This is a genomic window from Variovorax sp. V118 (genome assembly GCF_041154445.1).
Classification (GTDB): Bacteria; Pseudomonadota; Gammaproteobacteria; order Burkholderiales; family Burkholderiaceae_C; genus Variovorax; species Variovorax boronicumulans.
In genome coordinates, this window is the sequence record NZ_AP028663.1 from 5,050,931 (window position 1) to 5,072,026 (window position 21,096).

The window sequence follows — 21,096 nt, forward strand, 5'->3', positions numbered from 1 at the left end:
ATGAAAGTCACCCGCATCCGCGCCCTGCGCGGCCCCAATCTCTGGAGCCGCCACACCACCATCGAGGCCGTCGTGGCCTGCGAAGGCGACGAGAACGCCGTCGGCAAGCTCGACGGGTTCGAAGCCCGCCTGCGCGCCCGCTTCCCGACCATCGGCGAGCTGCACCCGATGGTGCTCGGCCAGCCGCTGGCGCTGGCCCACGTGCTCGAGAACGCCGCCGTGGCGCTGCAGGCCCAGGCCGGCTGCGCCGTCAACTTCGGCAACACCGCGCCCACGACCGAAGAAGGCGTGTACCAGGTCACCGTGCAGTACACCGAGGAAGACGTGGGCCGCCGCGCCCTCGCGCTGGCCGAAGCGCTGATCCAGGCCGCGCTGGCCGACACCCCCTTCGACGCCGACGCCGCCATCACCGAGCTGCGCGATCTCGACGAATCGGAGCGCCTGGGCCCGAGCACCGGCTCCATCGTCGACGCCGCCGTGGCGCGCGGCATTCCGTACCGCCGCCTCACCAGCGGCAGCCTGGTGCAGTTCGGCTGGGGCTCCAAGCAGCGCCGCATCCAGGCCGCCGAGATCGACAGCACCAGCGGCGTGGCCGAATCGATCGCGCAGGACAAGGAACTCACCAAGCAGCTGCTCAACGCCGCCGGCGTGCCGGTGCCGCTGGGCCGCCCCGTGAGCAGCGCCGACGACGGCTGGGCCGCCGCGGAAGAAATCGGCCTGCCGGTCGTGGTCAAGCCGCAGGACGGCAACCAGGGCAAGGGCGTGACGGTGAACATCACCACGCGCGAGCAGCTGAACTCGGCCTACGACTCGGCCGCCGCGTACGGCGAGGTGATGGTCGAGAAATTTTTGCCCGGCTTCGACTTCCGCCTGCTGGTGGTGGGCGACCGCCTCGTGGCCGCCGCGCGGCGCGACCCGCCGCAGGTGATCGGTGACGGCAGCTCCACCGTGCGCCAGCTGGTCGACACCGTGAACCTCGACCCGCGCCGCGGCGAAGGCCACGCCACCTCGCTCACCAAGATCCGCCTGGACGACATCGCCATCGGCCGGCTCGAGTCGCAGGGCCTCACGCCCGAGAGCGTGCCCGAGCTGGGCCAGCGCGTGGTGCTGCGCAACAACGCCAACCTCTCGACCGGCGGCACCGCCACCGACGTCACCGACACCGTGCACCCCGAAGTGGCCGCGCGCGCGGTCGATGCGGCGCAGATGGTCGGCCTGCACATCTGCGGCGTCGACATGGTCTGCGAGAACGTGCTGCGCCCGCTCGAAGAGCAGCACGGCGGCGTGGTCGAAGTGAACGCCGCGCCCGGCCTGCGCATGCACATCTCGCCCTCGTTCGGCCGCGGCCGTGCGGTCGGCGAAGCCGTGATGGACACGCTGTTCGCCCCCGGCGACGACGGCCGCATTCCCGTGGTGGCCGTCACCGGCACCAACGGCAAGACCACCACCGCGCGCCTGATCAACCACATCATTGCCTCCAGCGGCCTGCGCACCGGCATGACGAACACCGACGGCGTGTACGTCAACGGCCGCCAGACCGACAGCGGCGACTGCAGCGGCCCCAAGAGCGCGCGCAACGTGCTGATGCACCCCGACGTCGACGCGGCCGTGTTCGAAGTGGCCCGCGGCGGCGTGCTGCGCGAAGGCCTGGGCTTCGACCGCTGCGAGGTGGCCGTGGTCACCAACATCGGCAGCGGCGACCACCTGGGCCTGAACTACATCACCACGGTGGAAGACCTGGCGGTGCTCAAGCGCGTGATCGTGCGCAACGTGGCCCCCGACGGCTACGCGGTGCTCAACGCGGCCGACGTGAACGTCGCCGCCATGGCGGCCGGTTGCCCCGGCAACGTGATCTTCTTCACCGCCGACCGCATGCACCCGGTGATGGCCACGCACCGCGCGCAAGGCAAGCGCACCGTGTACGTCGACCAGGACACGCTGGTGGCCGCCGAAGGCTCGTGGCGCGAACGCATCGCGCTGCGCGACGTGCCCATCACGCGCGGCGGCACCATCGGCTTCCAGGTCGACAACGTGATGGCCTCGGTGGCCGCCGCGTGGGCCGTGGGCCTCGATTGGGACACCATCCGCAGCGGCCTGTCGAGCTTCATGAACGACGCGGCCGGCGTGCCGGGGCGCTTCAACGTCATGGACTACCGCGGCGCCACCGTGATCGCCGACTACGGCCACAACACCGACGCCATGAAGGCGCTGGTGTCGGCCGTGGACACAATGCCCGCCAACAAGCGTTCGGTGGTCATCAGCGGCGCAGGCGACCGGCGGGACTCCGACATCCGCGACCAGACCGCGATCCTCGGCCAGGCCTTCGACGACGTGATCCTGTACCAGGACGCGGCGCAGCGCGGCCGGGCCGACGGCGAAGTGATGGCGCTGCTGCGCCAGGGCCTGCAGGGTGCATCGCGCACGCGCCAGATCGACGAGATCCGCGGCGAGTTCGTCGCCATCGACACCGCGCTGGCGCGGTTGCAGCCGGGCGACCTGTCGCTCATCCTCGTCGACCAGGTCGAAGAGGCGCTGGCCCACCTCGCGCAGCGCATCGCGCAGGGCTGATCCGCCCGCCCCGCAGCGCAGGAGGCCCGCCCTCCTGGCGCTGACGGACGTGTCCCACACGCAGGGGCGCGTCCGGCCCGCTCCACGGCGTGCGGCTTGTCCCACAGCCCGGCCCGGGCGCCCGGCCCACACTGGGGACCGGTCGCGCCCTGCGTGCTTTTGTCTTCCTCATGTCCGCTCGCACGGCGCGCCTTTCCAGGAGCCCCGATGACGACCCATTCCCTCCGTTCCACCGTGTCGACCGCCGCCCTCGTGGCGTTCGGCGGCTTCTTCATGGCCTGTGCGCCGCTGGCCTCGGCCCAGGCGCCCGGCAGCGACGCGCGGATGCAAAAGGAACGCGCCACCTGTGACGGCGTGCAACAGGACCGCGCGGCCTGCCTGCGCGAAGCCGGCGCCGCGCGCCAGGAAGCCGGTCGCCACGGCCTGACCACCCCCGGTGCGGAACGCGAAGATGCCAACGCGCTCGCACGCTGCCGCGAACAACCCGTGGCCGACCGCGCCGATTGCGAAGCGCGCATCCGCGGCGGTGCGCGCACCTCCACCGAAGGCAGCGTGATGGGCGGCGGCGTGATCCGCGAAACCGTCACCCCGCTGCCGCCGCAGCCCGTGCAGCCGGCGCGCTGATCGCGCGAGGCCGGCCTTCACCCCGATACGCCAACAAGGAGCACACCATGCCAAACAATGCGCGTTCGATGATCTTTGCCCTGCTCGCACTCAGCGGGCTGGCCACCACCACCATCGCCACGGCCGCCCGTGGCGACGGCGGCGGCAGCACCTACCAGCAGGAGGTTGCGGTCTGCGGCCACAACCAGCAGGACCGAGCCGCCTGCATCCGCGAAGCCGGGGCCGCGCGCCAGGCCGCGGCGCGCGGCGGCCTCACCTCCGCGCCCGACTACCGCGCCAACGCCGTGGCCCGCTGCGGCCTGCAGCCGCCGGCCGAGCGTGCCGACTGCGAAGCCCGCGTGCTGGGCAGCGCAGGCAACATCCGCAGCAATGTCGATGGCAGCGTGATGGGCGGCGGCGTGATCCGCGAATCGGTCTCGACCCGCGTGGTGAACATACCGGCCGCAACATTGCCACCGCCGATGGCCGCCCCGATGCCGGCACCGATGCCTGCGGAACCGATGCCGATGCCCATGCCGCGCCCCGTGCCGGTGCAGTGACCCGATGCGCATCGCCCGGAATGCGCCTCGGTGATAACACCGACGACACGTTCGCGGGCGATGCCCTCGTTTGTCATTAAATCGTCACAAAATACAGGCATGTGCTAGCTATAGTTCCCGGTCCCTGCCAACCGAGGAACACTTTCCCATGAATGCCATCAAGGTCGCTCGCCGATTCATTGAAACGGACCCGGCCAACGAATCGGCCAAGATCCTTGCCCAACTCGTGCTGGCGCTCGAAGCCGAACGCAGCTTCGAGTTGATCACGCTCTACAGCCTCGACTACAAGAGCTTCCAGCTTGCGATGGACATCCTGAAGGAGTGGCGCCTGGACCGCTACTACGCCAGCAAGTCCAAGCTGTTCGATCTCTCGCTGCAAGTCACCGAGCTCGAAGCGGGCAACAGCGCCGCTTCCTGAGCCCGTCCCATGGCGGTCCGGTACCTGGCGTACCCGGGCCCGCCTTTTTCATTTCCCCCAGCGCAACACCAACGGATCGAGCCGCCGCGCGGTCTCGATGAGGCCGGCGCGCGTCTCGGGATGCAGCGCGGGCAGCGGGTGCCGCGGCGCTTCGCAGGCGATCACGCCGCCTTCCTTCATGAGCGCCTTGCAGGCCAGCAGGCCCGCCTGGCGGTTCTCGCAGTTGATGAGCGGCAGCCACCGCTGGTACAGCGCGAAGGCCTGGTCGCGGTCGCCTGAACGGTGCGCCTCGATGATCGGGCGGATGCCGTCGGGGTAGCCGCCGCCGGTCATCGCACCGGTCGCGCCTGCATCGAGGTCGGACATCAGCGTGATCGCTTCTTCGCCGTCCCACGGCCCTTCGATGGCATCGCCGCCCAGGCGGATCAGCTCGCGCAGCTTCGACGCGGCGCCGGCCGTCTCGATCTTGAAGTACGCGACCTGCTCGATCTCCTTCGCCATGCGTGCGAGGAACGGCGCCGACAGCACCGTGCCGCTCGCGGGTGCGTCCTGAATCATGATCGGAATCGTCACCGCATCCGACAGCCGCGCGTAGAACTCGTAGATCTGCGGCTCGGGCACGCGGAAGGTCGCGCCGTGGTACGGCGGCATCACCATCAGCATCGCCGCGCCCATCGCCTGCGCGCGGCGGCTGCGCTCGGCGCAGACCTGGGTGCTGTAGTGCGTGGTCGTCACGATCACCGGCACGCGGCCCTTCACGTGCTCGAGGATCGTGCGCGTGAGCACCTCGCGTTCGTCGTCGGACAGCACGAACTGCTCGGAGAAATTCGCGAGGATGCACAACCCGTCGGAGCCCGCGTCGATCATGAAATCGACGCAGCGCTTCTGGCTTTCGAGATCGAGCGCGCCCTGTTCGGTGAAGGTGGTGGGCACCACCGGGAAGATGCCGCGGTATCGGGGGGTCATGACGTGTGATCAGTGGGAGTGACGGGGAACGGCCGAGCCTCTGCAGCCGACCAGGAAATCGAAGTCGCAGCCTTCGTCGGCCTGCAGCACATGGTTCACGTAGAGCTTCTGGTAGCCGCCGCCGCGCGTGCTCATGGGCTGCGCATCGGACGCGGACAACGAGGCGAGGCGCGACGCCAGCTCCTCGTCGCTGATGTCCAGGTGCAGGCGCCCTGCATCGCAGTCGAGCTCGATCCAGTCGCCGTCGCGCACCGCCGCGAGCGGCCCACCGTCGGCGGCTTCGGGTGCGACATGCAGCACCACCGTGCCGTAGGCCGTGCCGCTCATGCGCGCGTCGGAGATGCGCACCATGTCCTTCACGCCCTGGCGCAGCAGCTTCGGCGGCAGCCCCATGTTGCCGACCTCGGCCATGCCGGGGTAGCCCTTGGGGCCGCAGTTCTTCAGCACCATCACGCAGCTCGCGTCGATGTCGAGGTCTTCATCGACGATGCGCGCCTTGTAGTGCTCCAGGTTCTCGAACACGACGGCACGGCCCCGGTGCTTGAGCAGCTCGGGCGTGGCGGCCGAGGGCTTGAGCACCGCGCCGCGCGGCGACAGGTTGCCGCGCAGGATGCGGATGCCGCCGTCGGCGATCAGCGGGTTGTCGAGCGGGCGGATCACCTCGTCGTTGAGGCTCGGCGCCTCGCGCACGTTGTCCCAGAGCGACTGGCCGTTGACGGTGAGCGCCCCCGGGTGCGGCAGCAGGCCGTTCTCGCCGAGGCGGCGCAGCACGGCGGGCAGGCCGCCCGCGTAATAGAACTCTTCCATGAGGAAGCGCCCCGAGGGCATGAGGTCCACGAGGGTCGGCGTGTGGCTGCCGATGCGCGTCCAGTCTTCCAGTTCGAGCTCGACGCCGATGCGCCCCGCGATCGCCTTCAGGTGGATCACCGCGTTGGTCGATCCGCCGATGGCCGCGTTCACGCGGATCGCGTTCTCGAAGGCCTCGCGCGTGAGGATCTTCGACAGCGTGAGCCCGTCCTTGGCCATCTGCACCGCGCGCGCGCCCGACATTTGCGCGAGCACATAGCGCCGCGCATCGACCGCCGGAATCGCCGCGTTGTGCGGCAGCGAGGTGCCCAGCGCCTCGGCCATGCAGGCCATGGTGGAGGCCGTGCCCATCGTGTTGCAGGTGCCCGCCGAACGCGACATGCCGCCCTCGGCCGAGAGGAACTGGTGCAGGTTGATCTCGCCCGCCTTCAGCGATTCGTGCAGCTGCCACACGGCCGTTCCCGAGCCGATGTCCTTGCCGTCGAGCTTGCCGTTGAGCATCGGCCCGCCCGTCACCACGATGGCCGGGATGTCGCAGCTGGCCGCGCCCATCAGCAGCGCGGGCGTGGTCTTGTCGCAGCCCGTGAGCAGCACCACCGCATCGACCGGGTTGCCGCGAATGGCCTCCTCCACGTCCATGCTCGCGAGGTTGCGCGTGAGCATCGCGGTGGGCCGCAGGTTCGATTCGCCGTTCGAGAACACCGGGAACTCGACCGGGAAGCCGCCCGCCTCCGAGATGCCGCGCTTGACGTGCTCGGCGATCTTGCGAAAGTGCGCGTTGCAGGGCGTGAGTTCCGACCAGGTGTTGCAGATGCCGACGATCGGGCGGCCGTCGAACTCGTGGTCGGGGATGCCCTGGTTCTTCATCCAGCTGCGGTACATGAAGCCGTTCTTGTCGGCGGAGCCGAACCATTCGGTCGAGCGCAGTTTCTTTGTCATGGGGAAGTGGTCAGCGGCGCGGGGCGCGCGAGGTGAAGAAGCGTTGGAGCAGGCAGAACACGAAGAGCAGCGCGCCGACCACGATGCGCGTCCACCACGAGCTCAGCGTGCCGTCGAAAGAGATCAGCGTCTGGATGATCCCGAGCATCAGCACGCCGAAGAGCGTGCCCGCCACGTAGCCCACGCCGCCCGTGAGCAGCGTGCCGCCGATCACCACCGCCGCGATGGCGTCGAGCTCCAGCCCGAGCGCATGCAGGCCGTAGCCCGAGAGCATGTAGAAGGTGAAGATCACGCCCGCCAGCGCCGAACAGAAACCCGAGAGCGTGTACACGCCCACGAGCGTGCGGCGCACCGGCAGGCCCATGAGCATCGCCGAATGCTCGCTGCCGCCGATGGCGTACACCGCGCGGCCGAACGGCGTGCAGTGCGCGATGAACACCGCGGCCAGCAGCACGGCGATGGCGATCACCGCGCTGACCGACACCGAGGCCTCGCCCCAGATGGGAATGCGGATCTGCGAGACCTCCGAGTAGAAGGCGTTCGTGATGCTGATCGAGTCGATGCTGATGAGGTAGCACAGCCCCCGCGCGAGGAACATGCCCGCCAGCGTGACGATGAAGGGCTGCAGCCGGAAGCGCTCGATGAGCAGGCCCATGAACGCGCCGAAGGCCGTGCCCATCGCGAGCACCAGCGGAATCACGATGGCCGGGCTCCACCCGTGCTTCTCGACCAGCGAGGCCGACACCATCGTCGTGAGCGCGATCACCGAGCCCACCGAGAGGTCGATGCCGCCCGAGAGGATCACGAAGGTCATGCCGACCGCGACGACGATCAGGAAGGCGTTGTCGATCAGCAGGTTGAGGAACACCTGTGCCGAGAAGAAGCCGTCGTAGAACACCGAGCCCAACGTGGCCATCAGCACGAACAGCGAGATGGTCGCGGTGAGCGGCAGGTACTTCGGATTGAGCCTTGCCCTGCTCCCACGCGCGGGAGTGGGCTGGGCAGCAGGCGCCGCCTCGATCACCGCGCTCATGCCCTGCCCCCGTCATGCACCGGCCGCTGCACCAGCGTGCGAACCTCCGCCCGAAACTCCGGCGACTGCATCAGCATCACCACGAACACCACCACCGCCTTCACCACGAGGTTGATCTCCGGCGGCACGCCCAGCGAGTAGATCGCGTAGGTGAGCGTCTGGATGATGAGCGCGCCGATCACGCTGCCCACGAGGCTGAAGCGACCGCCCGTGAGCGCCGTGCCGCCGAGCGTGACCGCGAGGATCGCGTCCAACTCCAGCAGCTGGCCGGCGTTGTTGCCGTCCGCGCTCTTCACGTTCGAGCTGATCAGCAGGCCCGCCACGCCCGCGCACACGCCGCAGAACGCATACGCACCGACGACCAGCCGCCGCGCCTGGATGCCCGCCACGCGCGCGGCCGTCGGGTTGATGCCCACCGCCTGGATGAACAGGCCGAGCGCCGTGCGCGTGATCGCCAGGTACAGCAGCGCGAACACCGCCGCCACGATGAACAGCGAGAACGGCAGCCCCAGCAGGTACCCGCTGCCGAGGAAGAAGAAGGGCTTGTAGTAGATCGTGATGATCTGCCCGTCCGCGACCAGCTGCGCGATGCCGCGCCCCGCCACCATGAGGATCAGCGTCGCGATGATCGGCTGCATGCCGACCTTGGCGACCAGCAACCCGTTCCACAGGCCGCACAGCAGCGCGACACCGAGCGCCGCGAGGATCGCGAGCGGCATCGGGAAGCGGCTCACGTCGCTGGACACCGAGCCGCCGATCATCCAGGCCGCGACCGCCGCCGCAATGGCCACCACCGCGCCCACCGAAATGTCGATGCCGCGCGTGGCGATCACCAGCGTCATGCCGAGCGAGACCAGCACCAGCGGCGCCGCGCGGTTCACGATGTCGATGAGGCTGCCGTAGAGATGGCCGTCGCGCCATTCGAGGTGCAGGAAGCTCGCGTTGAACGCAGTGTTGATGGCGAGCAGCAACAGCAGCGTGATGACGGGCCAGGCGAGCCGGTGGCTCATGAGGGTCGAGAGGCGGTTCATGCGGCGGCAATCATTTCGTAGACCTCGTCCTCGGTAGAGCCGCCCGGCAGCTCGCCCACCTTCTGCCGATCCCGCAGCACCACGATGCGGTGCGCCACGCGCACCACCTCGCTCATCTCCGACGAGATGAAGATCACCGCCATGCCGGCGCGCGCGAGCCGCAGGATCTCTTCCATGATTTCCTGCTTGGCCGCGACGTCGATGCCGCGCGTGGGCTCGTCCAGGATCAGGAGGCGCGGCTCGGTCGCGAGCCAGCGCGCGATCATGGCCTTCTGCTGGTTGCCGCCCGAGAGCAAGCCGATGGGGGTTTCGACACTCGCTGTCTTGATGCCCAGCGAGGCGACGAAGCGCTCGGCCATCGCGGTCTGCTCCGCGTGAGAAAGAAATTTCCGAGTGCCCAGGCGCGCCTGCAACGCCAGCGCGATGTTCTCGCGCACCGACAACTCGGCCACGATGCCGTCGGTCTTGCGCTCTTCAGGACACAGCGCAAGGCCTTCGCGGATCGCATCGGCCGGATTCGAAAAACTGACGGAGCGCCCGTCGATCTTCAGCACGCCACGGTCGGGCGATTCGAGGCCGAACAACAGGCGCGCAAGTTCGGTGCGGCCCGCGCCAAGCAGGCCGGCGATGCCGACGACCTCGCCGGCACGCACGCGCAGGTCGGTCGCCTGCAACTGCCCCGCCTGCCCCAGCCCTTCGGTCTGCAGCAACGCCGGCGCGGCCTCGTCGAAAGCGGGCAGCGCGGCAGGTCGTGCCGATTGCGCCGCCAATTCGCGACCCAGCATCGCCGCGATCAACGCCTGCGGGCCAAGCTCTGCGGCCTTCCACTCGCCCACCCAGTTGCCGTTGCGCAGCACGGTGATGCGGTCGGACACCGCGTACATCTGGTTCAGGAAGTGCGTCACGAAGACGATGGCCAGGCCCTCGCCGCGCAAGCGCCGCAGCACCTCGAACAGCTTTTCCACTTCGTCGTCATCGAGGCTCGATGTCGGCTCGTCGAGGATCAGCACCTTCGACGACACGCCGAGTGCCCGCGCAATCGCCACCATCTGCTGCACCGCGACCGAATAGCTCGACAGGAGCCGCGTCACGTCGATGTCGAGCCCGATGCGGGCGAGCAGCTCAGACGCCCGGCGGTTCACCGCCGCCCAGTCGATGCGAAAGCCCTGCAGCGCGCCGCAGCGCGGATAGCGCCCCGCGAACACGTTCTCCGCCACCGAGAGGTTCGGGCACAGGTTCACCTCCTGGTAGACCGTGCTGATGCCCAGCTTCTGCGCTTCCAGCGGCGAGGCGGGACGGATGGCCTCGCCACCGAGGAACATCTCGCCGCCGCTGGAAGGCAGCACGCCCGTGAGCACCTTGATGAGCGTCGACTTGCCCGCACCGTTCTGCCCCATCAGCGCGTGAATCTCGCCCGGGTAGAGCTTGAGCTGCACGCCGTTGAGCACCGGGATGCCGGCGAACTGCTTGTGGATGCCCCGCAACTCCAGCACGGGGGTGACGCCGCTGTCGGTCATGCGCTCACTTGTTCTTGTTGTAGACGTCGATGAACACCGCGGCCAGCAGCACCAGCCCCTTGATCACCTGCTGGTAGTCGATGCCGATGCCGAGGATCGACATGCCGTTGTTCATCACGCCCATGATGAAGGCGCCGATCACCGCGCCCATCACCCGGCCCACGCCGCCCGAGGCCGAGGCGCCGCCGATGAAGCAGGCAGCAATCACATCGAGCTCGAAACCCAGGCCCGCCTTGGGCGTGGCGGTGTTCAGGCGCGCCGCGAACACGAGACCCGCGAGCGCCGCCAGCGCACCCATGTTCACGAAGGTGAGGAACGCCAGCCGCTGCGTCTTCACGCCCGACAGCCGCGCCGCCTTCTCGTTGCCGCCCAACGCATAGATGCGCCGGCCGATGGTCGTGCGGTTGGTGACGAAGTCGTACACCACGATCAGCACCGCCATCACCACCAGCACGTTGGGCAGGCCCTTGTAGGTCGAGAGCAGGTAGCTGAAGAAAAGAATGATCGCCGCGAAGAACAGGTTCTTCACGAGGAAGAAAGCGTAAGGCTCCTGCTCCATGCCATGCGCCTTGAGCTTGGCGCGCCCGCGCAGCTTGAAGAACACCAGCGCCGCGGCGGCGAGCGCGCCCACGATCAGCGAGGTGGTGCGCAAGGTGTCGCCACCCAGCGGATCGGGAATGAAGCCCGAACTCAGGCGCTGGAACTCGACCGGAAACGGCCCCACCGACTGCCCCGCCAGCAGTGCCAGCGTGAGCCCCTTGAACACCAGCATGCCCGCGAGCGTGACGATGAACGAGGGGATCTTGCGGAACGCGACGAACCAGCCTTGGGCCGCACCGATGACGGCACCCGCCGCGATGCTGATGATCGCGGTCGGCACGAAGTGCCACTCGTACTCCACCATCAGCACCGCCGCGAGCGCGCCGATGAAGCCGCAGACCGAGCCCACCGACAGGTCGATGTGCCCCGCCACGATCACCAGCAGCATGCCCAGCGCCATGATGACGACGTAGCTGTTCTGCAGCAGCAGGTTGGTGAGGTTCAGCGGCCTCAGCAGCGTGCCGTCGGTCAGCACCTGGAACAGCACCATGATCGCGACCAGCGAGATCAGCATGCCGTATTCGCGCAGGTTGTTCTTCAGGAAGCCCACATGGAGCTTCGGGGTGACGGGAGCGGCGCCCTGCACCGCGTTGGCTTCAGGCAGGGACATGAACGGAACTCCCTGCGCTCACGATCGCATGCATGATGCGTTCCTGCGACGCCTCGGCCGCGGTGAACTCGGCCACGAAGCGCCCCTCGTTCATCACGTAGATGCGGTCGCACATGCCCAGCAGCTCGGGCAGTTCGGAAGAAATCATGAGAATGCCTTTGCCCTCGCTCGCGAGCTGGTCGATGATGGTGTAGATCTCGTACTTGGCGCCCACGTCGATGCCGCGCGTGGGTTCGTCCAATATCAGCAGCTCGGGTTTCGTGAAGAGCCACTTGCTCAGCACCACCTTCTGCTGGTTGCCGCCCGACAGGTTGACCACCAGCTGCTCGACGCCCGAACAGCGGATGTTCAGCGCCTTCTTGTAGTCGTTGGCCACCTTGAACTCGCGGCCGTCGTCGATCACCGCGCGTTCGGCAATCGCGTCGAGGTTCGCGAGGCTGATGTTCTTGCGGATGCCTTCCTCCAGCACCAGCCCGAGGCCCTTGCGGTCTTCGGTGACGTAGGCAATGCCGTGGTCGATGGCCTTGCGCACCGTGCTCACGTCCACCGGCTGGCCGTGCATCAGCACCGAGCCGCTGATGCGCTGGCCGTACGACTTGCCGAACACGCTCATCGCCAGTTCGGTGCGCCCCGCGCCCATGAGGCCCGCGATGCCGACGATCTCGCCCTGGCGCACCTGCAGGTTCACGCCCTTGATCTGCTCGCGGTCGGCATGCAGCGCGTGGTGCACGCGCCAGTCGCGCACCTCCAGCACCGTCTCGCCGATCTTCGGCGAGCGCTGCGGGTAGCGGTGTTCCATGTCGCGGCCCACCATGCCGCGGATGATGCGGTCTTCGCTGATCGGCGCGCTGCGGCAGTCCATCGTCTCCACCGTCGCGCCGTCGCGCAGCACGGTGATCGAGTCGGCCACCTTGGCGATCTCGTTGAGCTTGTGCGAGATGAGGATCGACGCGATGCCCTGGCGCTTCAGTTCGAGCAGCAGCGCGAGCAGTGCATCGCTGTCGTTCTCGTTGAGGCTCGCGGTGGGCTCGTCGAGGATCAGCAGCTTCACTTCCTTCGCCAGCGCCTTCGCGATTTCCACGAGCTGCTGCTTGCCCACGCCCAGGTCGGTCACCAGCGTGGTGGGCGGCTCCTTCAGGCCCACCTTGGCGAGCAGCTCGCGCGTCTTCGCATAGGCGGCGAACCAGTCGATCACGCCGCCGCTCGCGATCTCGTTGCCGAGGAAGATGTTCTCGGCAATCGAGAGCAGCGGCACCAGCGCGAGCTCCTGGTGGATGATGATGATGCCCAGCTTCTCACTGTCGGCGATGCCCTTGAAGCGGCGAAGCTCGCCCTCGAAATGGATTTCCCCGGTGTACGAGTCGCACGGGTAGACGCCGCTCAGCACCTTCATGAGCGTCGACTTGCCCGCGCCGTTCTCGCCGACCACCGCGTGGATCTCCCCCGCGCGCACGGCGAGGTTGACGTTGCTCAGGGCCTTCACGCCCGGGAACGTCTTGGTGATCCCGCGCATCGCGAGGATCGTGCGCGCTTCGCCGGCTTGGCTCACTTGACCTGGCTTTCCTTGTAGTAGCCGCTGTCCACCAGCACCTGCTTCCAGTTGGAGCCGTCCACGCTCACCGGCTTGAGCAGGTACGAGGGCACGACCTTGATGCCGTTGTTGTAGGTCTTGGTGTCGTTCACCTCGGGCGCCTTGCCCGAGAGCATGGCGTCGACCATGGCCACCGTCACCTTGGCCAGCTCGCGCGTGTCCTTGAACACGGTGGAGCTTTGCTCCTTGCGCAGGATCGACTTGACCGAGGGAATCTCCGCGTCCTGCCCCGACACCACCGGCATCGGTTGCGAACCCGAGCCGTAGCCCACGCCCTTGAGCGACGACAGGATGCCGATCGACAGGCCGTCGTACGGCGACAGCACCGCATCGACGCGGTCCTTCGTGTAGAAGGCCGACAGCAGGTTGTCCATGCGCGCCTGCGCCACCGCACCGTCCCAGCGCAGCGTGCCGACCTTGTCCATGCCCATCTGCTTGCTGCGCACCACCAGCTTGCCGCTCTTGATGTACGGGTCGAGCACCGACATCGCGCCGTTGTAGAAGAAGAAGGCGTTGTTGTCGTCGGGCGAGCCGCCGAACAGCTCGATGTTGAACGGGCCCTTGCCGCTCTTCAGGCCCAGTGCGGTTTCGATGGACTGCGCCTGCAGCACGCCGACCTGGAAGTTGTCGAAGGTGGCGTAGTAGTCCACGTTCTTCGAGCCCTTGATGAGCCGGTCGTAGGCGATGACCTTCACGCCCTTGTCAGCGGCCTTCTGCAGCACGTCGGACAGCGTGGTGCCGTCGATGGCCGCGATGACCAGCACCTTCGAGCCCTTGGTCACCATGTTCTCGATCTGCGCGAGCTGGTTCGGGATGTCGTCGTCGGCGTACTGCAGGTCGGTCTTGTAGCCCTTGTCCTTGAAGTACTTGACCATGTTCGCGCCGTCGGCGATCCAGCGCGCCGACGACTTGGTGGGCATCGAGATGGCGATGAGGCCCTTGTCCTGCGCATGGGCCAGCGGCGTAAAGCCGACGACGGCGAAGGCCAGGCCCGCGAGCGAGGCCTTGAGGAAGTTGCGTTTCATGTCGGTCGGTCCTCAGTACTTGCGGTTCGGAAACTCTTTGGCGGCGACTTCCATCGGGAAGATGCCTTCTTCGGTGACGATGCGCTTGGGCAGCGTCTTGCCGGCCTTGATGTCCTTCACCGCGCTCATGAGCTGCGGCCCGAGCAGCGGGCTGCATTCGACCGACACGTTGAGCTTGCCGGCGATCATGGCTTCGAAGGCGCCTTTCACCCCGTCGATGGAGATGATGGTGATGTCCTTCGCGGGCTTCATGCCGGCCTCTTCGATCGCCTGGATCGCGCCGATGGCCATGTCGTCGTTGTGCGCGTAGAGCACATTGATCTTCTTGCCCTCGGCCTTGAGGAAGGCTTCCATCACCTCCTTGCCCTTGGCGCGCGTGAAGTCGCCGGTCTGCGAGCGGGTGATCTTGAACTTCGGGTCGGCCTTGATGATTTCCTCGAAGCCCTTCTTGCGGTCGATGGCAGGGGCCGAGCCCACGGTGCCCTGCAGCTCGACGATGTTCACCTCGCCCTTCTGGTCCTTCATCTTCTCGACCAGCCAGCGGCCGGCCTTGCGGCCTTCCTCGGTGAAGTCGGAGCCCATGAAGGTCACGTAGAGCGAGTCGTCCTTGGTGTTCACGGAGCGGTCGGTCAGCACCACCGGGATCTTCGCGGCCTTGGCTTCGCGCAGCACGGTTTCCCAGCCCGACTCGACCACGGGCGAGAACGCGATCACATCGACCTTCTGCGCGATGTACGAGCGGATGGCCTTGATCTGGTTCTCCTGCTTCTGCTGCGCGTCGGAGAACTTGAGCTCGATGCCCGCCTCCTTGGCCGAGGACTTGATCGACTCGGTGTTGGCGGTGCGCCATTCGCTTTCGGCGCCCACCTGCGCGAAGCCGAGCACGAGTTTCTTCTGCGCGAGGGCGGAAGCGGGCAGCAGCCCGCCGAGCGCAGCGGCGGCCAGGGCGGTGTTGAGGGTGCGGCGATTCATGGTCATGGTTGTCTCCTTCTTGATGAGTCTGTGATGTGTTCGGTCAGGCCAGCATGTAGCCGGTCTTCACCGTCGTGTAGAACTCCGCGGCGTGGCGCCCTTGTTCGCGCGGCCCGTAGCCCGACCCCTTGCGGCCGCCGAAGGGCACATGAAAGTCCACCCCCGCGGTCGGCAGATTGACCATCGTCATGCCGACCACGGCATGGCGCCTGAAGTGCATCGCGTGCTTCAGCGAGTTGGTGCAGAGGCCCGCGCACAGGCCGAAGGGCGTGTCGTTGCACAGCGCGAGCGCTTCGTCGTAATCGGCGGCGCGCAGCACGCAGGCCAGCGGCCCGAAGATCTCTTCGCGCGCGATGCGGTGTTCGGGTTGGGCCAGGAAGAGCGCGGGGCTCATGTAGTGGCCGGCGGTGGCGCGCTGCAGCGCCTCGCCGCCCCACACGTGCTCCGCGCCCTCTTCGCGCGCGATGTCGATCCACGCGAGGTTCTGCGCCAGCCGCTCTTCGTCGGCCACGGGGCCGATGTCGATGCCGCGTTCCAGCGCGTGGCCGATCTTCAGCGTCTTCAGGCGCTGGCGCAGCTGCGCCACGAAGGCGTCGTGCACGGCGGCCTCGACGATGAGGCGGCTCGATGCGGTGCAGCGCTGGCCGTTGGAAAAGTAGGCGCCCTGCACCGCGCAGTCGACGGCGCGGTCCAGGTCGGCATCGGCCAGCACCACGAGCGCGTTCTTGCCGCCCATCTCCAGCTGCACCTTGGCGCGCCGTGCGGCGGCCGCCTGCAGCACGCGTTCGCCGTTGGCGGCCGAGCCGGTGAAGCTCAGCGCATCGACCAGCGGGCTGTCGACCAGCGCCTGGCCGGCTTCGCGGCCGCTGCCCATCACGAGGTTGAACACGCCGGCCGGCAGCGTGGCGCGGCCGATGATGTCGGTGAGCGCCCAGCCGCAGGCCGGCACCAGCTCGGCCGGCTTGAAGACCACGCTGTTGCCGTGCGCCAGCGCCGCGGCGATCTTGGAGGCCGGCACCGCGAAGGGCGTGTTCCACGGCGTGATGAGGCCCACCACGCCGACCGGCTCGCGCGTCACGTCGACCTGCACGCCAGCGCGCACCGAGGCCACGTTCTCGCCACCGCCGCCGCGCAGGGCTTCGCCCGCGAAGAACTTGAAGATCTGGCCGGCGCGCGCCACCTCGGCCACGGCCTCGGGCAGGGTCTTGCCGACCTCGCGCGCCAGCAGCAGGCCCAGCTCGTCCTTGCGGGCGAGCAGCTCGGCACCGATGCGGTCGAGCACGTCGGCGCGCCGCTGCGGCGTGCTGTGGCTCCAGTGCACGAAGGCCTCGCTGGCCGCGCGGATCGCCAGCTCGACCTGGCGCCGGTCGGCACGTGCGTACTCGGCCACCACTTCGCTGGTGTCCGATGGATTGACGCTGACACCGGTGGTCGCGCTGGTTTCCCAGCGGCCGTTGATGTACTGGCGCACGCTCTGCCGAAGCTCGCCGTGGATCACCGTGGCGTTGCCTTGTCTCTGTTGTTATGGGACTGGGGCGGAAGTCTAGAAACGATTTCGATATCGATCCAATCGTTTTTTAGACAAAATGCATATCAATCGGTGGATTCTGGAAAACCCCGTCAGACCTTCGTTCGCACCCTCTTCATGAACACCTACAACCACTGGTTCATCCGCGCCCGCCTCAAGACCCGGCAACTGCTGTTGCTGGTGGCGCTGGCCGAGGAAGGCAACATCCACCGCGCGGCGCAGGTGCTCAACATGACGCAGCCCGCCGCGTCGAAATTGCTGAAGGACCTGGAAGACGTGCTCGAGGTGCCGCTGTTCGAGCGCCTGCCGCGCGGCATGCGCCCCACCTGGTACGGCGAGACCATGATCCGCCACGCCCGCGTGGCGCTGGCCAGCCTGAACCAGGCGCACGACGAGCTCACCGCGCTGAAGGCCGGGCGCCTCGGCCAGGTGAACGTGGGCGCCATCACCGCGCCGGGCCTCACGCTGATGCCGCCGGCCGTGGCGATGGTCAAGCGCGAGCAGCCCGACCTGCGCGTGTCACTGGAGATCGAGACCAGCCCGGTGCTGCTCGAGCGGCTCGAGCAGGGCAAGCTCGACATCCTCGTGGCGCGGCTGTTCGCCGAGCACGACAAGTCGCAGCTGCGCTACGAGGCGCTCACCGAGGAGCCCGTGTGCGCGCTGGTGCGCCCCGGCCATCCGCTGCTGGGCGTGAGCGGGCTCACGCTGCGCGACGTGGTGGGCGCCGGCTGGATCGTGCCGCCCGCGGGCAGCGTGCTGCGCCACCGCTTCGAGCTGATGTTCCAGGAGGAAGGCCTGGCGCCGCCGGGCAACATCATCGAGAGCCCGGCGCTGCTGTTCATCACGCGCATGCTGCAGCAAAGCGACATGGTCGCGGTGCTGGCGACCGACGTGGCGCGCTACTACGCGTCGCACGGCATCGTGTCGCTGCTGCCGCTGGACATGCCCTGCCACATGGACGCCTTCGGCATCATCACGCGCACCGACCGGCTGCTGTCGCCCGCCGCGAAGGTGATGATGAAGGCGCTGAAGACGGCGAGCATGAGCGTCTACGGACGCAAGCTCGAGATGGACTGATCAGGTCCAGCCCGCGTCGACGGTGAACTCCTGCGCGGTGCACATCTTCGCGTCGTCCGACGCGAGGAACAGCACCATGCGCGCGATGTCTTCCGGCATCAGCTTGTCGGGCAGGCACTGGTTGCGGTGCAGCGCCTTTTCGCCCTCCTCGTCGAGCCACAGCGCCACCTGCCGCTCGGTCATCACCCATCCGGGCGACACGGTGTTGATGCGGATGCGGTCGCGGCCCAGCTCCACCGCGAGCCCGCGCGTGAGGCCGTTCACCGACGACTTGGCAATCGCGTAGCAGGGGTAGCCCGAGCCCTTGGTCTGCCAGCCCGTGGAGCCGAGGTTGATCACCGAGCCGAAGCCCAGGCGCTTCATGCCCGGCACCACCGACTGGATCGCGAACAGCGCGGGCCGTTCGTTGATGGCCATGCGGTTGTCGTAGTAGTCGGGCGTGACCGATGCGAGCGTGTGGCGGTCGTCGCTGGCCACGTTGTTGACCAGCACCGCGAAGTCGCCGAGCTCGGCGGCCGCGTCGGCCATGGCCTGCTGCAGCGCGCCGATGTCGCGCACGTCGCAGGCGCGCCACCACGGCGCGGCGTGGCCGGCTTCGGCGATCTGCGCGGCGAGCGCCGCGCTGGCGGCTTCCGCGATGTCGACAAAGGCCACGCGCGCGCCCTGCGCCGCGAAAGCAGCGACGATGGCCGCGCCGATGCCGCTGCCGCCACCGGTGACGAACACGGTGCGGCCCTTCAGGCTGGGATGGATGGAAAGCTGGGGGGAATTCAAGGACAAGGTCTCCAGGGGGCATCTCATGACATTGCAAAACACATATCAATCGATGCAGTTATTTTCAATTTCTATTATCAATATGCCTTGATACGATCCGCCGCGTCAAGGCGACATGACCTACAGAAAGAACAAATGAACATGCAAGAGACAAGCGCCCCTTCTTCGCCGCTCGCAGCGCCCCGCGTGCTCGGCACCCCCGAATGCCTCTGGCCGGCCGCCGCCGACCTCGGCGAAGGCACGCTGTGGTCGGTGCGCGAGCAGGCGCTGTACTGGATCGACATCCTGCAGCCACGCCTGTTCCGCTACGACCCGGCCACGGGCGCGCAGCGCACCTGGCACTTCGACGAAGAGATCACCGCCATCGCCGAGCGCGCGTCGGCGCCGGGCCTGTTCCTCACGCTGCGCCGCGGCTTCGCGCTGTTCGACACCACCGCGCCCGGCGACACCACGCAGCCGCGCTACCTGCACCAGCCCGAACCCGAGCGCACCGGCAACCGCTTCAACGACGGCAAGTGCGACAGCCGCGGCCGCTTCTGGGCCGGCAGCATGGACTTCGACTGCAAGGCGCCCACCGGCGCGCTCTACCGCTTCGACGCCGACGGCCACTGCACGCGGCACGACGACGGCTTCGAGGTGACCAACGGGCCGACGTGGTCGGGCGACGGCCGCACCATGTACTTCAACAACACGGCGATCAACACGATGTACGCCTACGACTTCGACATGGAAGCCGGCGCGGTGTCGAACAAGCGCCTGTGGCACCGCTTCCCGAAGGGCGACGGCCTGCCCGACGGCATGACCACCGACGCGGCCGGCCGCCTGTGGATCGCGCACTGGGACGGCGCCTGCGTCACCTGCCACGACCCGGTGAGCGCCGCCGAGCTGTGCCGCATCGCGCTGCCCGCGAGCAACGTGACCGACTGCGCCTTCGGCGGCGCGGATATGCAGACGCTCTACATCACGACAGCGCGCAACGGCCGCACCGAAGCACAGCTGAAGAGCGAACCGCTGGCCGGTGGGCTCTTCTCGGTGCGCATCGACAGCCCGGGCGTGCCGGCGGCGCTGTTCGCGGGCTAGGCCACCCCGGGCCCCTCGCGCGGCTGCAGCGACGGCAGGTGCGCCGCCGCGAAATCGGCGAACAGCCGGGCCCGCGCGAAGCTGCCACGGGACGAGGGCCACACCGCGTGGACCGGAATCCTCGGCGACTCGAACTCGGTCAGCACCAGTTCGGCCTGCCCGCTGTCGAGCAGGTCGCGGATCTGCCACAGCGGCGTGAAGAACAGGCCCAGCCCGCTCAGCACGGCCGCATAGATCGCGGCGGTGTTGTCGGCCCGGAAGCGCCCCGTCACCTTGACGCGCTGCAGCGTGCCGTCGACCGTGAAGGGCCAGTGCGCGTCGCTGCCGTGCGTGGTGCGCACCACGCACTGGTGGTCGGCGAGGTCTTCGGGCCGCTGCGGCCGCCCGTGCCGCGCGAAGTACGCCGGCGAGCCGAACACCACCAGCCGCAGCTCGCCGAGCGGCTTGGCCGCCAGTTCGGAATCGGGCAGCTCGCCGATGCGGATGGCCAGGTCCAGCTCGCCTTCGATCAGGTCCACGAAACGGTCGGAGGCCGTGAGCTCGACCTCCATGTCCGGGTAGCGCTGCATGAACGCGCCGATCAGCGGCACCACGAAGGCCGGCGCGAACTGCACCGGCGCGGCCACGCGCAGCAGGCCCCGCGGCGAGTCGAGCTGGCTGCTGGCCTCGACGGCCGCCGCATCGAACTCCGCCAGCGCGGCCCGCACGCGGCGGTGGTAGGCCAACCCCACTTCGGTGACCGACGACTGCCGCGTCGTGCGGCGAAGGAGCTGCACGCCCAGGCTGCGCTCGAGCACGCTCAGCGAGCGGCTGATGGACTGCACCGAGCGCCCCAGTTGCCGTGCCGCCGCGCTCTGGCTGCCGTGGTCGACGATGGCCACGAAGGCCCGGATGTCCTGAATCTGGTCCATGGATTCTCTCGGTCTGGATGAAGGTCTATGGCGGCGCGCGTGGCTTCCCGATGGCGCCTGCCGTTCGTATCTTCGAGGCCTCGCGGTCGCAGGCCGCATTGCCAAAAAACGAAGGAATCATTCCATGAAACGACGACACAGACCCACCGTGCCGGTGATCGGCGCCGACGACTCAGAGGGGCTGCAACCCCGTCCGCGCACCTTGAACAACCACATCCAGGAGCTTGCCCAATCATGAGCACAAGAAAACTGCCGGCCCGTTATGCGGGCATCGCCATGCCCTTCCTGCTGTCGATCTTCATGTCGTGCATCGTGGCGGGCATCTCCACGCTCAAGAGCGTGGGGCTGGCCTCGGGCCTCTTCCAGATGTGGATGGCCGCATGGGGCGTGTCGTGGCTGGCCGCGTTTCCCTCGCTGCTCGTGGTGCTGCCGGTGGTGCGCCGGATCGTCGCGGCGACGGTGCAGAGCCCGCAGCGCTGATCCGTG

At 68.0% G+C, this 21,096-nt stretch carries 19 protein-coding genes; 7 read left to right on the forward strand and 12 right to left on the reverse strand.

Annotated features, from left to right (window positions below; genetic code table 11):
• The 4 genes from cphA (at position 1) to ACAM52_RS23520 (ending at position 4,149) form a co-directional block, all read left to right on the forward strand.
• Positions 1-2,568, forward strand: a complete 2,568-nt coding sequence (gene cphA, locus ACAM52_RS23505; RefSeq protein ID WP_369644696.1) for a cyanophycin synthetase — start codon at positions 1-3, stop codon at positions 2,566-2,568.
• Positions 2,569-2,775: 207 nt separating this feature from the next.
• A complete protein-coding gene (locus tag ACAM52_RS23510) occupies positions 2,776-3,192 on the forward strand; it encodes a hypothetical protein (protein ID WP_095743684.1) in 417 nt (138 codons plus the stop codon).
• A 47-nt stretch (positions 3,193-3,239) separates the two neighbouring features.
• Positions 3,240-3,731 carry a hypothetical protein gene (locus tag ACAM52_RS23515; protein ID WP_070060037.1) on the forward strand — a complete coding sequence of 164 codons (492 nt, stop codon included), beginning with the start codon at positions 3,240-3,242 and terminating at the stop codon, positions 3,729-3,731.
• A 148-nt stretch (positions 3,732-3,879) separates the two neighbouring features.
• Positions 3,880-4,149 carry a hypothetical protein gene (locus tag ACAM52_RS23520; RefSeq protein ID WP_062480564.1) on the forward strand — a complete coding sequence of 90 codons (270 nt, stop codon included), beginning with the start codon at positions 3,880-3,882 and terminating at the stop codon, positions 4,147-4,149.
• Between the two features lie 48 nt (positions 4,150-4,197).
• Here the strand turns inward: ACAM52_RS23520 and ACAM52_RS23525 are convergent, their stop codons facing one another.
• The 10 genes from ACAM52_RS23525 to ACAM52_RS23570 are packed head-to-tail and all read right to left on the reverse strand — an operon-like array spanning position 4,198 to position 16,738.
• Positions 4,198-5,115 carry a dihydrodipicolinate synthase family protein gene (locus tag ACAM52_RS23525; protein WP_369644697.1) on the reverse strand — a complete coding sequence of 306 codons (918 nt, stop codon included), beginning with the start codon at positions 5,113-5,115 and terminating at the stop codon, positions 4,198-4,200.
• 9 nt (positions 5,116-5,124) lie between these two features.
• Entirely contained in the window at positions 5,125-6,861 is a 1,737-nt protein-coding gene (locus ACAM52_RS23530) for an IlvD/Edd family dehydratase (RefSeq protein WP_369644698.1), read from the reverse strand.
• A 10-nt stretch (positions 6,862-6,871) separates the two neighbouring features.
• Positions 6,872-7,894, reverse strand: coding sequence for a galactofuranose ABC transporter, permease protein YjfF (gene yjfF / locus ACAM52_RS23535; protein ID WP_369644699.1), 1,023 nt, complete (start codon positions 7,892-7,894; stop codon positions 6,872-6,874).
• On the reverse strand, positions 7,891-8,925 hold the full coding sequence (locus ACAM52_RS23540; RefSeq protein WP_369644700.1) for an ABC transporter permease: 1,035 nt from the start codon (positions 8,923-8,925) through the stop codon (positions 7,891-7,893). Before ACAM52_RS23540 ends, yjfF begins: the two co-directional genes overlap by 4 nt.
• The gene (locus tag ACAM52_RS23545) at positions 8,922-10,442 is read right to left on the reverse strand and encodes a sugar ABC transporter ATP-binding protein (RefSeq protein ID WP_369644701.1); all 1,521 of its coding nucleotides are present in this window, start codon (positions 10,440-10,442) and stop codon (positions 8,922-8,924) included. Before ACAM52_RS23545 ends, ACAM52_RS23540 begins: the two co-directional genes overlap by 4 nt.
• A gap of 4 nt (positions 10,443-10,446) precedes the next feature.
• Positions 10,447-11,652: a multiple monosaccharide ABC transporter permease gene (gene mmsB / locus ACAM52_RS23550; protein ID WP_369644702.1), complete on the reverse strand. Its 1,206-nt coding sequence runs from the start codon at positions 11,650-11,652 to the stop codon at positions 10,447-10,449.
• Positions 11,639-13,165 (reverse strand): multiple monosaccharide ABC transporter ATP-binding protein, encoded by a 1,527-nt coding sequence (gene mmsA, locus ACAM52_RS23555; RefSeq protein ID WP_369647770.1) that lies wholly within the window; start codon positions 13,163-13,165, stop codon positions 11,639-11,641. Before mmsA ends, mmsB begins: the two co-directional genes overlap by 14 nt.
• 32 nt (positions 13,166-13,197) lie before the next feature.
• Positions 13,198-14,268, reverse strand: coding sequence for a multiple monosaccharide ABC transporter substrate-binding protein (gene chvE / locus ACAM52_RS23560; RefSeq protein ID WP_369644703.1), 1,071 nt, complete (start codon positions 14,266-14,268; stop codon positions 13,198-13,200).
• Positions 14,269-14,280: 12 nt separating this feature from the next.
• Positions 14,281-15,246, reverse strand: a complete 966-nt coding sequence (locus tag ACAM52_RS23565; protein ID WP_369644704.1) for an ABC transporter substrate-binding protein — start codon at positions 15,244-15,246, stop codon at positions 14,281-14,283.
• Between the two features lie 37 nt (positions 15,247-15,283).
• Complete coding sequence (locus ACAM52_RS23570; RefSeq protein WP_369644705.1) at positions 15,284-16,738, reverse strand: aldehyde dehydrogenase family protein; 1,455 nt, start codon at positions 16,736-16,738, stop codon at positions 15,284-15,286.
• A 147-nt stretch (positions 16,739-16,885) separates the two neighbouring features.
• On the opposite strand from ACAM52_RS23570, the gene ACAM52_RS23575 reads away from it, so the two are divergent.
• Positions 16,886-17,845, forward strand: coding sequence for a LysR family transcriptional regulator (locus tag ACAM52_RS23575; protein ID WP_369644706.1), 960 nt, complete (start codon positions 16,886-16,888; stop codon positions 17,843-17,845).
• Here the strand turns inward: ACAM52_RS23575 and ACAM52_RS23580 are convergent, their stop codons facing one another.
• Complete coding sequence (locus ACAM52_RS23580) at positions 17,846-18,619, reverse strand: SDR family NAD(P)-dependent oxidoreductase (protein WP_369644707.1); 774 nt, start codon at positions 18,617-18,619, stop codon at positions 17,846-17,848.
• Positions 18,620-18,754: 135 nt separating this feature from the next.
• Here ACAM52_RS23580 and ACAM52_RS23585 point away from each other — a divergent pair, with 135 nt between their 5' ends.
• Positions 18,755-19,699: an SMP-30/gluconolactonase/LRE family protein gene (locus ACAM52_RS23585; protein WP_369644708.1), complete on the forward strand. Its 945-nt coding sequence runs from the start codon at positions 18,755-18,757 to the stop codon at positions 19,697-19,699.
• Here the strand turns inward: ACAM52_RS23585 and ACAM52_RS23590 are convergent.
• Positions 19,696-20,610 (reverse strand): LysR family transcriptional regulator, encoded by a 915-nt coding sequence (locus tag ACAM52_RS23590; protein ID WP_369644709.1) that lies wholly within the window; start codon positions 20,608-20,610, stop codon positions 19,696-19,698. The two genes, ACAM52_RS23585 and ACAM52_RS23590, sit on opposite strands and share 4 nt — an antisense overlap.
• Before the next feature lie 234 nt (positions 20,611-20,844).
• Here ACAM52_RS23590 and ACAM52_RS23595 point away from each other — a divergent pair, with 234 nt between their 5' ends.
• Positions 20,845-21,090, forward strand: a complete 246-nt coding sequence (locus ACAM52_RS23595; protein WP_062480591.1) for a DUF2798 domain-containing protein — start codon at positions 20,845-20,847, stop codon at positions 21,088-21,090.
• Positions 21,091-21,096 lie beyond the last annotated feature (6 nt).

Coding starts and splice junctions, on each gene's coding strand:
- cphA (WP_369644696.1), top strand. CDS start 1: ATGAAAGTCACCCGCATCCGCGCCCTGCGCGGCCCCAATCTCTGGAGC.
- ACAM52_RS23510 (WP_095743684.1), top strand. CDS start 2,776: ATGACGACCCATTCCCTCCGTTCCACCGTGTCGACCGCCGCCCTCGTG.
- ACAM52_RS23515 (WP_070060037.1), top strand. CDS start 3,240: ATGCCAAACAATGCGCGTTCGATGATCTTTGCCCTGCTCGCACTCAGC.
- ACAM52_RS23520 (WP_062480564.1), top strand. CDS start 3,880: ATGAATGCCATCAAGGTCGCTCGCCGATTCATTGAAACGGACCCGGCC.
- ACAM52_RS23525 (WP_369644697.1), bottom strand. CDS start 5,115: ATGACCCCCCGATACCGCGGCATCTTCCCGGTGGTGCCCACCACCTTC.
- ACAM52_RS23530 (WP_369644698.1), bottom strand. CDS start 6,861: ATGACAAAGAAACTGCGCTCGACCGAATGGTTCGGCTCCGCCGACAAG.
- yjfF (WP_369644699.1), bottom strand. CDS start 7,894: ATGAGCGCGGTGATCGAGGCGGCGCCTGCTGCCCAGCCCACTCCCGCG.
- ACAM52_RS23540 (WP_369644700.1), bottom strand. CDS start 8,925: ATGAACCGCCTCTCGACCCTCATGAGCCACCGGCTCGCCTGGCCCGTC.
- ACAM52_RS23545 (WP_369644701.1), bottom strand. CDS start 10,442: ATGACCGACAGCGGCGTCACCCCCGTGCTGGAGTTGCGGGGCATCCAC.
- mmsB (WP_369644702.1), bottom strand. CDS start 11,652: ATGTCCCTGCCTGAAGCCAACGCGGTGCAGGGCGCCGCTCCCGTCACC.
- mmsA (WP_369647770.1), bottom strand. CDS start 13,165: ATGCGCGGGATCACCAAGACGTTCCCGGGCGTGAAGGCCCTGAGCAAC.
- chvE (WP_369644703.1), bottom strand. CDS start 14,268: ATGAAACGCAACTTCCTCAAGGCCTCGCTCGCGGGCCTGGCCTTCGCC.
- ACAM52_RS23565 (WP_369644704.1), bottom strand. CDS start 15,246: ATGACCATGAATCGCCGCACCCTCAACACCGCCCTGGCCGCCGCTGCG.
- ACAM52_RS23575 (WP_369644706.1), top strand. CDS start 16,886: ATGAACACCTACAACCACTGGTTCATCCGCGCCCGCCTCAAGACCCGG.
- ACAM52_RS23585 (WP_369644708.1), top strand. CDS start 18,755: ATGAACATGCAAGAGACAAGCGCCCCTTCTTCGCCGCTCGCAGCGCCC.
- ACAM52_RS23590 (WP_369644709.1), bottom strand. CDS start 20,610: ATGGACCAGATTCAGGACATCCGGGCCTTCGTGGCCATCGTCGACCAC.
- ACAM52_RS23595 (WP_062480591.1), top strand. CDS start 20,845: ATGAGCACAAGAAAACTGCCGGCCCGTTATGCGGGCATCGCCATGCCC.